This window comes from Alteromonas sp. G4i13 (genome assembly GCF_054960505.1).
In genome coordinates, this window is record NZ_JBHNYX010000079.1 from 1 (window position 1) to 11,118 (window position 11,118).

Here is an 11,118-nt window from a genome sequence, read left to right on the forward strand (position 1 = left end):
TCAACTGTCTTGGCAGAGATTTACAACCCTTTAATTATTCAACATTTACTGCTGAAGTGAGCGCTATTCGCTTGCATGACATATCGTAGTAATAAACGGAAAGCTAACTTCTTATCTTTACTCGAATAGGTAACGTTAATATAGATTAACGTTACCTGTCTCAATCAATGTTCCGAGATCGATGAAATAATTAGAAACAGCATAAAAGTGTTATTCAATTGATACTAGGGAAGATGCAAATAAGTTCCTAACGTGAGATCATGTCTGCATGTTAAGTTACATTCTCTACTGCTCGTGAGCCAACAGTTAATTATTGCCAGTAGTCAGCTAAAGCAAGCGCTGATAGCCCTATAAAGAGGTTTTCCTATCACGGATAGACAACTTATTACCGTGCTCACAATTGATAGAAGTGATTGAACTTTTTTATCCTAAAGCTGATATTAATCGCCTTATTCATATGCAGAAAAATAAGTGAAGCAGAGAGTATCTATAACCGCGGGGCGAGAGTCACTTATCGACCATCGCTTGAGTGGCACTTAAGTTGAAATCGCTGAAGTTAGTTTGTGCCTCAACGATTTAAACAGAATATCTGATTTCTCTTTCAAGTTACCGATGAATTTATATTTATCGGGTGTGTTTATTTATATAGCTCCTCAAGCCTCCTCAATTTTTTTGTATTTCTGGTTAGCCCCCGTTATAACGTTAATGGAACTGGACAAAAGGGAAGTATTGGGGCGGCTACTTAAAGCGTTCAAGTTCTACCGCAATATCTGAATTATGGAGTTAGAGACGCGCCCAAAAATTTGCATGGTTGTAGGCTATCTCTCTCATCATGACTATTTCCTAAATTCTGCCGATGAACGGGTTATTCTAATCACAAATCAGCCTCAACTGTTTACCAATTCGCGAAAATCAATTATTATCCATATTGGTTATGTTTAATGCTTAAGAAATGTTTAAATCCATATCAAAACTAGTATTAGTGTTTACAGTGCTATCTGCCCTCGTCGTGCAAGCGATGGCTGTAGATACTATGAGTTTTGAAATGGCTATTGATAACAAACATTACAATAGTAATTCTGAATCGAATTGCTCTACGAACATGAGCCATGGTATGAGAGTAGATTCTAGCAGTTCCGAAAACGCTAGTATTAAAGATTGTTGCAACACTTCGGAATGCACATGCCCACCAGGTGGTTGTACTCATGCTCCCGTCCTTATAGCTTCCATGATGATTGTTCAACACCCAGTGGTGCCGGACGCTTCATTTGGCTTGTTCTTCCAACAGCCAGTTTCAGTAACTTCCTCACTTTTTCGCCCACCGATATTTGCCTAACACAGGGTCAGTGCGTCCAAATCTCACGCACAATTTGTTTCAGTTCCTATTTATTATCTAGGTGCTAGTGTACCTATATGTGCCAGCTTTGTCTGGAGGCAAAAATGTTAAAAAAAATCACCTATCAAGCTGCGGTATTACTGCTAATTCTACCTAGCGTTGCCATGGCAAATATCCACCATGGCGCAAACGACGCCTTTGAATTATTGGTCTATAAATCACCATCGTGTGGATGCTGTAAAAAGTGGATAACTCATCTAGAAAGCCAAGGGTTTCAACTACGTACAAAGGACTTTCATAACTTGAGCGACATCAAGAACGAATACGGAATTTCGCCAAATCTTCGCTCTTGCCATACCGCTGTTACAGAAAGTGGCTTTGTATTTGAAGGCCATGTCCCTTCTAAGTTTATAAAACGATTCTTGTTAGAAGAACATCCAAAGGCTATCGGGTTATCTGTTCCAGCTATGCCAGTAGGTTCACCCGGAATGGAAGTAGCAGAGCAGTTTATGCCTTATACCGTTTTCATTATATATCAAGATGGGAGCTACGAACCTTACGCGAAAGTAGAAAGCTACGAAAGTCAATTCGATTGAAGTCAAAGTTAAACAAATAAATGCGCACTTTTGACAATCAAAGCAATTTTAATTTTTAAAAACCAAAGATAGAGGTAATCATGAAAGCACTTGTTAAATCATTTGCAATATTTAGTGTACTGCTAAGCAGCGTGGCATTAGCACATGAGGCTATAGAAATTAAATCTAGCACACCAAGCAAAAATGCAATGCTGATGGAGGCCCCAATGGAACTATCAGTCAGCTTTACCAAGGGAGTTAGATTAATAAAAGTAGTTTTAAAAGATAGTGAAGGTGCAAAAGTTGATTTTGGCTTTGAACCTCCGAAAGAGGTTGCAACGGATTATTCTTGGACCTTACCTAAATTACGTCCAGGTTCATACAATGTTGAGTTCATCATGCTTGGCTCCGATGGGCACAAGATGAAAGATAGTTTTGGATTTATGGTGCACTAAAAAGGGGATTCAGCTGTGGAAATGTATATCTGGAACACTGTAATTGTAGTGACAAAGCTAATGTTTTATTTAGGTTTCGCGGCCACAGCTGGATATACATTTTTCTGGCGAGATATTAACGACAGTAGGACAAGTTATACAACGCCATCTTATAGCGCTGTATGGGTAAAGGTTTGTGTCTTTGTTGCGTTTATTTCTAATGCAGTGTGGTTTATCGCGAACACTGGAGCGATGGTAGAAGAGGGAATTCAAGGCGCACTTGACCCCTTTATGCTTAAGATAATGTTGAGTTCTCCTATCGGTGAAGTCACCTTGTATCGTGCGGGGGGGTTAGCCGTAGCTTTAATAACTATCTACTTATTGAAATTTAAACCTCTTAAACCTTTCCTAAGGTTAAAGTCTTGCTTACTTGTGCTGTGTCTATTCACTCTCTCGTACACATTTACTTTAACCGGCCACGTTTCTGAATTAGGAAGTATTGCTCGAATACTACTTATGGTTCACGTATTTGTTATGGCTTGGTGGTTTGGTGCATTGATTCCGTTAAAGCTCTCCTGCCATTACCAGAGCTACGAAAAGCTTTATAAATTAATGGATAGGTTTGGTACGCAGGCGGCCGTATTGGTTACCTTATTATTATCTGCAGGCATTTGGCTAGCTATTCAATTGGTAGGTAGTTTTGAAGGGTTATTTAGCTCCATATATGGGCAAACTCTTCTTGTTAAAATGTTCCTTGTAACTAGCATTCTAGCTATTGCTATACGGCACAAACTGAAATTAGTCCCAAAACTTAAAAGTGGCTCGGGAAGCGAAGCACTCTCAAAATCCATTTCATTAGAGTTAACAATAGCAGTTGCTATTTTAATCATTACTTCTGGGCTTACGAGTATTGTAGGTCCCGAAAGATAAAACTTAGAAGAGAAATTCAAATGAAAATTAAATTATTAGTCTTACTATTTATCATGCCCGTAATCATGAGTTTTGCTGCTAGTGCCCATGAAAAAGAACATCATGAGAAAGGTATGTTTAGTGGGTTAGATACGCCTGCAGCTAAAATAGTTATTGCATTCCATCACGCGCTTAATACGGGAGACAAAATCACTGCGAAGAGCCTACTGGCGGATGATGTGACTATTTATGAAGGAGGCGGAGTTGAGAGGAGCGCAGATGAATATGCTCAACATCATATGAATTCAGATATGGAATATCTATCGTCAGTGACAAATAAAGCGTTGGAGCATCAAGTCAAAGTTCTGGGCAACACAGCAATCTCCGCATCGCGGTTTCTGGTCAATGGGATGTTTAAGGGGGAAGAGAGAGACTACCAAAGTATGGAAACAATTGTCTTAATCAACACCGAAGGAGAGTGGAAAATCAAACATATTCATTGGTCAAATTGATTCGATTAACTACCCGAGAGAGCTCGTATGAAAAAATTTTTAATCATAATCATTTCGTCTTTGTTATCTTTTTTCACTTTCGCTCATGATAACAATGCAACTGATAAAGATCAGATAAAAGACATTATAAAGCAAATTGAATATGGCTGGGAGAATGGAGACGGTGCCCCCTTTAAAAAGCACTTTTTCGACTTTAAAGGCGCAAGATACTTTGAATCTGGCGGACAGAATGTAGGGTTAAGTGACTTGATAGAGCATCATGTTGAACCAGAAAAGGATGCCTTAGTTTTCTTAAGTTTAGATTTTTCTAACATTCAAACTCATGTAGAAGATGATTTTGCTTGGACACTCGTTGATACAACCGTTCAAGGAAAGGTTAGGAAGTCTGGAGAAACTTTCAACAAAACGGGGTTTCAAACCTTTCTTTTTAAAAAAGTTAACGGTGAGTGGCTGATAGTTCACACGCATTCCTCTAGTAGAAATCGTGCAAAAGACTAGCGAAATAAATGTATTGAAAGCTACTTTGGTAATATCAACGGTAGCTTTCCAGTTTGCTCAATATCAGAACCATCTCGGCTATCCTATTGTCAAAATGCCTTACACTTCATATTGGCACGAACTAAGCTTCCCGCCAGCCAATGAACCCTTGGTATTCGTTTTTGCACAGATTTTTAATCAACATCGAATCCTTAAACACTTGTCCTCCCAACCTACATTTTGTTCCACATACGCTATTCTCAAAAGGTGCAGAGAAATATGAAAATCGTTTATTTTGGAAACGACTTATTCTCGAATTGTTTGTTACTTCTAATTAAAAATAGATTGAACATTGAACGCGTTTTTATAAACGATGTTCAGGAAAATGCGAGCTTCATCAAACGAATTTGTCGTAAATACAATATTGTTTATTCCACTGAAAAACCAAGTATCGTGACTCTTAAAGGATATTTAAATGACGAACAGACAGTCTTTGTTGTAGCCGATTACGGATACAAAGTACCCACAAACGAAATAAAATATGCGATTAATATCCACCCATCTTTACTACCCAAAAGTAGAGGCCCAACCCCACTCACCTACATTATCGACAACCCTGAGAACGCGGGTGTTAGCATTCATAAACTCACTGAGAAACTTGATGCAGGTAGCATCCTAATCCAAGAGAAATTTGAGGTCGAAAACAATGAAACGATTTCATCATTGATGGTCAAGTCTCAGTTACTCGCAGAAACTCTGTTAGAAGAATTACTTAATAACTTTAATGAGCTTTATAATAACGCCACACCTCAATTGGAAAAGCTAGCGTCATTCCAAAGTCTACCTCCAGTAAAAAGAAGGTTTGTAAATTGGGATCAAAACACCGCTCAATTTAGTCATGCCCTTCGACAGTATGGGCACTTTGGGATTCTTATTTCGTTAGATAACGCGTTATATATCGCAAATGATGTCGAAGTCACAACTTTCAGTCACGATTTCACGTGCGGTAGCATAATCTTTGAGGATGCACTGATTAAAAGCATTGCTATAAATGATGGCTATGTTGTACTTTCTAAGCGTAGTTTAAGGCTATATGAATCAAGAGTACTAAACTAGTTGATTACGGCTTTAATGTTTAAAGGTGCTAAGCACTTTTTTGTGTTGTGTTGATCTACGTCAAAGTAAGAATAACGGAATACCGCTACTATTCCCTTACTCACTGATGGAGTTTATTGTGTCAGGCATTTATAAGTGGTTTAAATTAGTACTAATAGCTGCGCTGCTTTCACAGCACGGCTTTGCTATGACGAACCCAATTAAATGTGATGGTCACGACACATCAGAATCTCATATGTCCTCAAATGATTCCTTATCAAGCGTAGAACATACTACTTTAAATAATCACACACTTCATTCAGAAAAGAACCAGGATGTACAGCACTGCGAAGGAAATGATCAATCGATATGCGCGTGCTGTATAGGTGCTTACTGTGCAACTTCTTTAACCCAATTTTGTATACTTTCAAATATTGAAATTCTGATAAGTGAAAACATTAAGCAAAGCTCATTTTCAGATATAAATATTACCCCTTTAATTGGTATACACTCTCCTCCCTTCCACCCTCCGATTAAGAGCTACACATAAACTCAGTGAGGCTTTTCTCTAAGTTTTCTTTACTAATCAATTGCAATCAAAGAATGTCTTAGACGATCAACTGCTTAATTAATATACATTAAGACACTGTTTGCTATCAGTAAACGAACAGCAAGTATTATCCGCCTCACTTACAAACGCATTACATCTTAGAACCGAAAGTTTCACGAGTTACATGCCTATTGACTCGCGTCCCACAAACAGGTTTAGCCTTTAGGTATAAGTAAAATTTTAGGTTAAAGACATCGGAACAACTATGAAAGTAAGAGAGATCGCAAGCGCCTTGGCTACAACGCCAGATACTGTTCGCTATTACACGCGCTTGCAGTTAATAACGCCGGCAAAATCTGACAATGGTTATAAATTCTATTCAACGAAAGATGCTTCCAGGTTGCGGTTTATATTAAGTGCAAGGCATTTAGGTTTTTCAGTTGAAGATATCAAGCAAATTCTCAGAGAAGCAGATAATGGAAAGACCGCTTGTCCCCTAGTTAGAACCTTAATTGCAAGAAGGCTAGCAGAAACAGAAAGACAATTTAAGGCAATGTTGTTACTCAGGCAAAATATGATGCTGGCAGTAAGGAAATGGGGAGCAATGGGTGACAAAGCCCCATCCTCACACGTGGTCTGTCATTTAATAGAAGAGTTTGAACACACCGTCCTGGAGGAAAACATAAATGACAGAACTTAATGCAGGTGTTTCTTCAGAAAAATTGTTGTCCGTCAAAAAACAAGTCTTCTAAAAATAGGAAAAAAGGAGAGCACTATGAGTGCAGAAGTAACACAGCGACAATTAGTGATAGAAGGCGCCGGATGTGCCAGTTGCGTTGGAAAAATAGAAGCTGCCTTGAAGCAGACGCCGGGAGTGCAGAATGCCGAAATGAACTTTGCAGACAGAACAGTACTTGTATCGGGTACAGCGGATTCTCAATTATTGGTTCAAGCAGTAGAGTCCGTTGGTTACAACGCAAAGCCTTTCGAAGATAAGCCTGACACTGATGTAGTCGATGAAAAAGAAGCAGCGGATAGGACCTATTACAAAAAGCTGATGCGAGATACTTTCATTGCGCTTTCGCTAGGTATCCCTCTAATGACTTATAGCATTGTTGTCGACGAAATGACGGTCGAGACTAATGTCGAGAGGTTGTTGTGGCTAGCAGTTGGCCTACTGACGCTGGGTGTAATGTTCTTTTCCGGCCGGCATTTTTACATCGGTGCGTGGAAGAGCTTTAAAAATCATTCTGCCAATATGGATACACTCATTGCACTTGGTACAGGCACAGCATGGTTCTATTCGATGTTGGTAGTGTTGGTACCTGAAGCAGTGCCGTTAATGGCAAGGCACGTTTATTTTGAAGCTACAGCTATGATCATTGGTCTAATTGATCTGGGGCTTGCCTTAGAACTAAAAGCCCGCGGAAAAACCTCAGAAGCAATCAAACGTTTAATTGGATTACAAGCGAAAACAGCCACGGTTATTCGCGACAATAAAGAGGTCCAGGTCGCTATCGAGCAAGTGCTTTTTAACGATGTCATCAAAGTCAGGCCTGGAGAAAAAGTGCCTGTTGATGGTGTGGTTGTTGAAGGCCATACGTCAATCGACGAGTCAATGCTAACCGGGGAACCGATGCCAGTTGAAAAATCACATGACGATGAAGTCGTTGCTGGAACTCTCAACAAGTCAGGAATGTTTCTATTTAAAGCAACTCGAGTAGGTAAAGACACGGCACTGGCGCAAATCATTGCAATGGTTAAACGCGCACAAAATTCAAAGCCGCCTATTGGGCGCTTGGCCGACGTGATATCCGCTTACTTTGTTCCTGTGGTCATGATTATATCTGTGCTCAGTGCGCTAGCATGGCTGAACTTTGGGCCTGAGCCCGCACTGGCATTTGCCATAGTTTCGGCCACCACTGTATTGATCATTGCTTGTCCATGTGCATTGGGCCTAGCCACGCCGATGTCAGTTATGGTGGGGGTTGGAAAGGCTGCTGAAGCCGGCGTGCTAATTCGCAACGGCGAAGCGCTACAAACGGCATCAAAAATCAGTGTGATGATACTGGATAAAACCGGAACGATTACGGAAGGTACACCCAAGGTCACTGACATAATTTTAGCCAATTTCAGTGATGAAAAGACAGTGCTGCAATTGGCAGCTAGTCTGGAAAATGGTTCAGAGCACCCATTAGCAATGGCGATAGTAGAAAGTGCCCACGACCAGGGCATTGAGCTGCTGAAAACCGAAGAGTTTAATGCGATTACCGGTATGGGGGTTGAAGGCCGTTGTGAAGGAAAGGCCTTATTGTTTGGTAACAGCAAGCTTATGGCTTCAAAAGGGGTGGGCATAGGTAATTATTCAGAGAAAGCACAAACACTGGCCAAAGACGCCAAAACTCCCATGTATTTCGCTGTAGATGGACAACTTGCTGCCATCATAGCGGTTGCCGACCCGATAAAACCTGACTCTGTTTCTGCCATCAAGCGTCTTCAGGCTAATGATATCCGGGTCATCATGTTAACGGGGGACAACAAAGAAACTGCTGCTGCAGTGGCAAAGAAAGCGGCAATAAGCGAGTTTTTTGCTGAAGTATTGCCCGAAGATAAGGCCAACAAAGTACATGAATTACAGCAGCAGAGAGAAGTAGTGGGTATGACTGGTGATGGAATTAACGATGCTCCGGCTCTTGCCTTGGCTGATGTTGGCTTTGCCATTGGTACAGGAACGGACGTTGCCATTGAAAGCGCCGATATCACCCTGATGCGCGGCTCGTTGCATGGTCTGGCCGATGCTATAGCGGTTAGTAAAGCCACCTTGCGCAACATTAAGCAAAACTTGTTTGGAGCCTTTATCTACAACGTAGCAGGTATACCTTTTGCGGCGGGCGTGCTCTATCCATTTTTCGGAGTATTGCTAAGCCCAGTTATCGCCGGAGCCGCCATGGCATTTTCTTCGTTAACAGTGGTATCAAATGCGAACCGGCTTCGCCTATTCAAGGCAAAGGACCACTAAGGAGTTTTCTTATGATGATAATTAATATTGTGGGACTTACGGGTATTGCACTGATTATTTGGTGGTTTTGGTTATACAAGCCTGATCAGACAGTTACTGAAAGTAACGAAATACTCATAGAAGTAAAAAATGGCGTGTACTCACCAGCGTCTATTCAGGTAAACGCAAACCAATCTGTTACGTTGAAGTTTTTGCGCAAAGATGAGTCTCCCTGTTCCGAAGTACTGCTAATTCCTTCATTAGATATCAGTGAGCAGCTAACGCTTAATGAGGTAACACCAATTCACCTCGAAAACGTCCCACAGGGCGAACATACTTTTCACTGCCAGATGCAGATGTATCGCGGTGTTCTTACGGTGGTATAGGAGGAGTCATGAAAAACAGTCACCCCAGATTTTGGTCAACACCTACAGGGTGGGCAGCATTAGCGATGATCGCTGCCGTTACTTATTTTTTAATTTTCGAACATGGTCATCATGTCCTTCAGTTTCTTCCCTATTTGATTTTATTGCTGTGCCCATTCATGCATATATTCATGCACAGTAGCCACGGTAAACACGGACACGCCCACGAACATTCTCGCGACAGTGACAATAAGCAGAAAAGTTTTCAGGAATTGAGTGATAACAACGCGGCTTATCGTGATGGATACATTCAGGGGTTGGAGGAAGGCCGAAAGGAGTCACTTAAAAAGGACAACCAAGATGAATGATACATATGATTATGGCTTATGGTCAATGGTGATACTGAACTCAGCTATTTTTATCTTTTTTGCATTCAGTTTTGTAAAGCCAAAATCTTCCACCGACTGGCGAAGTTTGGGGGTATTTTCTGCGTTTATTGTAGCCCTGTTTACCGAAATGTATGGCTTCCCACTGACTATTTATTTCTTGTCAGGATGGCTTGCTGAAACCTATCCGGAAGTAAACTTTTTTGCGCACGAAAACGGACATCTGTTGCATACTTTCTTTGGTTTTAAAGGCGACGCCCACTGGGACCCATTTCATATCGCCAGTATGGTATTTATTGTTGCAGGATTCTTTATCTTGTCCTCAGCATGGAATGTGCTGCACCACGCTCAGAAGAACCATCACTTAGCTAAGACTGGATGGTATGCGCGGTGTCGCCACCCTCAATATTTAGCCTTCATACTGATCATGTTCGGTTTTTTGTTGCAATGGCCGACCATTCCCACACTGGTCATGTTTCCAGTTTTAGTTGTTGTGTATGTGAAACTGGCAAAGCGTGAAGAAGCTCTGGCTATTGCTGAATTTGGCGATGAGTATGTGAGCTATATCAACACGACACCTGGCTGGATCCCAAACCTCAACTTTAAATTAAAAGGTGAAAGCCATGAAAAAATTCACTAAATCAATCATTTTTTCAACCACATTAGTAATGGCTGCAACATCGCAAGCTCAACAAATGGAAGAGCATGAGCATAAGGGCTCAGACAAGCCAGAGATTCAAACGGGAATGCCTATGCGTGGCCAAGATATGCATATGATGAATGCAAAAATAAAGTCGATGAAGGAAGAAGTTAACGCTATCAAAGAAGAAAAGAATCCCAGCAAGCAGCGTGAAATGATGAAAAAACACATGCAATCCATGATGGGAATGATGCATATAATGCACGAAAAAATGGAAGGGCAACCCATGCAAAACCAAGTTGATATGGCAGAAAGGCATCTTAAGATGATGGAAGTAATGATGTCGAAAATGGATGGAAGCCATTCACCCGAATCTCAGAAACATTCAAATTAACACCCGAGGAGAAAGATATGAGTGATTTAGACCACAGAGTCGGTGTCAGAGAAGCAAATTTAGTCGTTCGGAATTTACGGCTCAGCAATGTCTATGAGGCAAATTGCGAGCCCCTAATTGAAGAGATTGACAAGCTCTTTGGCATTGATGAGGTGAGCTACAACATCAAAGAAGGGGATATTCACCTGGCATATGATGCGACACATATCGATTTAGACGGTATTGAAGCGATCATTCGAAAACACGGCGCAGATCTTCACAATGACTGGTGGACACACACAAAAGAAGGTTATTACCAGTTTGTAGATCAAAATATAAAAGACAATGCGACGCACAAACCGTGGAGTTGCCACCACTTGCCGCAGGGCGCTCACAGGAAGCGTACATAACCTTAATGTGCTCTACGTTCTCACTCAACAACAATGCTGAGCGATGTCGTTACATTAT

Annotated in this window: 14 protein-coding genes; all 14 read left to right on the forward strand. The window is 41.0% G+C overall.

Annotated elements, in window-relative coordinates; all coding sequences use genetic code 11:
- Nucleotides 1–952 precede the first annotated feature (952 nt).
- The 14 genes from ACFI6J_RS20995 (at nucleotide 953) to ACFI6J_RS21060 (ending at nucleotide 11,060) form a co-directional block, all read left to right on the forward strand.
- Complete coding sequence (locus ACFI6J_RS20995) at nucleotides 953–1,336, forward strand: CopL family metal-binding regulatory protein (RefSeq protein WP_145912162.1); 384 nt, start codon at nucleotides 953–955, stop codon at nucleotides 1,334–1,336.
- A gap of 104 nt (nucleotides 1,337–1,440) precedes the next feature.
- The gene (locus ACFI6J_RS21000) at nucleotides 1,441–1,932 is read left to right on the forward strand and encodes a DUF411 domain-containing protein (RefSeq protein WP_061487085.1); all 492 of its coding nucleotides are present in this window, start codon (nucleotides 1,441–1,443) and stop codon (nucleotides 1,930–1,932) included.
- 80 nt (nucleotides 1,933–2,012) lie between these two features.
- Nucleotides 2,013–2,366 (forward strand): copper resistance CopC family protein, encoded by a 354-nt coding sequence (locus ACFI6J_RS21005; RefSeq protein ID WP_012516900.1) that lies wholly within the window; start codon nucleotides 2,013–2,015, stop codon nucleotides 2,364–2,366.
- Nucleotides 2,367–2,387: 21 nt separating this feature from the next.
- Nucleotides 2,388–3,275 (forward strand): copper resistance D family protein, encoded by an 888-nt coding sequence (locus ACFI6J_RS21010; RefSeq protein ID WP_203565510.1) that lies wholly within the window; start codon nucleotides 2,388–2,390, stop codon nucleotides 3,273–3,275.
- Between the two features lie 20 nt (nucleotides 3,276–3,295).
- The gene (locus tag ACFI6J_RS21015) at nucleotides 3,296–3,766 is read left to right on the forward strand and encodes a YybH family protein (RefSeq protein ID WP_012516902.1); all 471 of its coding nucleotides are present in this window, start codon (nucleotides 3,296–3,298) and stop codon (nucleotides 3,764–3,766) included.
- A 27-nt stretch (nucleotides 3,767–3,793) separates the two neighbouring features.
- Complete coding sequence (locus tag ACFI6J_RS21020) at nucleotides 3,794–4,264, forward strand: YybH family protein (protein WP_015066037.1); 471 nt, start codon at nucleotides 3,794–3,796, stop codon at nucleotides 4,262–4,264.
- 258 nt (nucleotides 4,265–4,522) lie between these two features.
- Nucleotides 4,523–5,359 (forward strand): formyltransferase family protein, encoded by an 837-nt coding sequence (locus ACFI6J_RS21025; protein WP_015066038.1) that lies wholly within the window; start codon nucleotides 4,523–4,525, stop codon nucleotides 5,357–5,359.
- A 794-nt stretch (nucleotides 5,360–6,153) separates the two neighbouring features.
- Nucleotides 6,154–6,588, forward strand: a complete 435-nt coding sequence (locus ACFI6J_RS21030) for a MerR family transcriptional regulator (protein ID WP_012516906.1) — start codon at nucleotides 6,154–6,156, stop codon at nucleotides 6,586–6,588.
- 75 nt (nucleotides 6,589–6,663) lie between these two features.
- A complete protein-coding gene (locus ACFI6J_RS21035; protein ID WP_012516907.1) occupies nucleotides 6,664–8,907 on the forward strand; it encodes a heavy metal translocating P-type ATPase in 2,244 nt (747 codons plus the stop codon).
- 11 nt (nucleotides 8,908–8,918) lie between these two features.
- Entirely contained in the window at nucleotides 8,919–9,272 is a 354-nt protein-coding gene (locus ACFI6J_RS21040) for a cupredoxin domain-containing protein (RefSeq protein ID WP_012516908.1), read from the forward strand.
- A gap of 8 nt (nucleotides 9,273–9,280) precedes the next feature.
- Entirely contained in the window at nucleotides 9,281–9,619 is a 339-nt protein-coding gene (locus tag ACFI6J_RS21045) for a DUF2933 domain-containing protein (protein ID WP_012516909.1), read from the forward strand.
- Nucleotides 9,612–10,277, forward strand: a complete 666-nt coding sequence (locus ACFI6J_RS21050) for a methyltransferase family protein (protein WP_012516910.1) — start codon at nucleotides 9,612–9,614, stop codon at nucleotides 10,275–10,277. Before ACFI6J_RS21045 ends, ACFI6J_RS21050 begins: the two co-directional genes overlap by 8 nt.
- The gene (locus tag ACFI6J_RS21055) at nucleotides 10,261–10,671 is read left to right on the forward strand and encodes a hypothetical protein (protein WP_012516911.1); all 411 of its coding nucleotides are present in this window, start codon (nucleotides 10,261–10,263) and stop codon (nucleotides 10,669–10,671) included. Before ACFI6J_RS21050 ends, ACFI6J_RS21055 begins: the two co-directional genes overlap by 17 nt.
- A 17-nt stretch (nucleotides 10,672–10,688) precedes the next feature.
- Nucleotides 10,689–11,060 carry a cation transporter gene (locus tag ACFI6J_RS21060; protein WP_462586380.1) on the forward strand — a complete coding sequence of 124 codons (372 nt, stop codon included), beginning with the start codon at nucleotides 10,689–10,691 and terminating at the stop codon, nucleotides 11,058–11,060.
- Nucleotides 11,061–11,118 lie beyond the last annotated feature (58 nt).

Bases quoted from the DNA above. Each gene is read 5' to 3' on its own strand.
- ACFI6J_RS21015 (WP_012516902.1), top strand. From the start codon at position 3,296: ATGAAAATTAAATTATTAGTCTTACTATTTATCATGCCCGTAATCATG.
- ACFI6J_RS21035 (WP_012516907.1), top strand. From the start codon at position 6,664: ATGAGTGCAGAAGTAACACAGCGACAATTAGTGATAGAAGGCGCCGGA.
- ACFI6J_RS21005 (WP_012516900.1), top strand. From the start codon at position 2,013: ATGAAAGCACTTGTTAAATCATTTGCAATATTTAGTGTACTGCTAAGC.
- ACFI6J_RS21000 (WP_061487085.1), top strand. From the start codon at position 1,441: ATGTTAAAAAAAATCACCTATCAAGCTGCGGTATTACTGCTAATTCTA.
- ACFI6J_RS20995 (WP_145912162.1), top strand. From the start codon at position 953: ATGTTTAAATCCATATCAAAACTAGTATTAGTGTTTACAGTGCTATCT.
- ACFI6J_RS21030 (WP_012516906.1), top strand. From the start codon at position 6,154: ATGAAAGTAAGAGAGATCGCAAGCGCCTTGGCTACAACGCCAGATACT.
- ACFI6J_RS21050 (WP_012516910.1), top strand. From the start codon at position 9,612: ATGAATGATACATATGATTATGGCTTATGGTCAATGGTGATACTGAAC.
- ACFI6J_RS21025 (WP_015066038.1), top strand. From the start codon at position 4,523: ATGAAAATCGTTTATTTTGGAAACGACTTATTCTCGAATTGTTTGTTA.
- ACFI6J_RS21020 (WP_015066037.1), top strand. From the start codon at position 3,794: ATGAAAAAATTTTTAATCATAATCATTTCGTCTTTGTTATCTTTTTTC.
- ACFI6J_RS21055 (WP_012516911.1), top strand. From the start codon at position 10,261: ATGAAAAAATTCACTAAATCAATCATTTTTTCAACCACATTAGTAATG.
- ACFI6J_RS21010 (WP_203565510.1), top strand. From the start codon at position 2,388: ATGTATATCTGGAACACTGTAATTGTAGTGACAAAGCTAATGTTTTAT.
- ACFI6J_RS21060 (WP_462586380.1), top strand. From the start codon at position 10,689: ATGAGTGATTTAGACCACAGAGTCGGTGTCAGAGAAGCAAATTTAGTC.
- ACFI6J_RS21045 (WP_012516909.1), top strand. From the start codon at position 9,281: ATGAAAAACAGTCACCCCAGATTTTGGTCAACACCTACAGGGTGGGCA.
- ACFI6J_RS21040 (WP_012516908.1), top strand. From the start codon at position 8,919: ATGATGATAATTAATATTGTGGGACTTACGGGTATTGCACTGATTATT.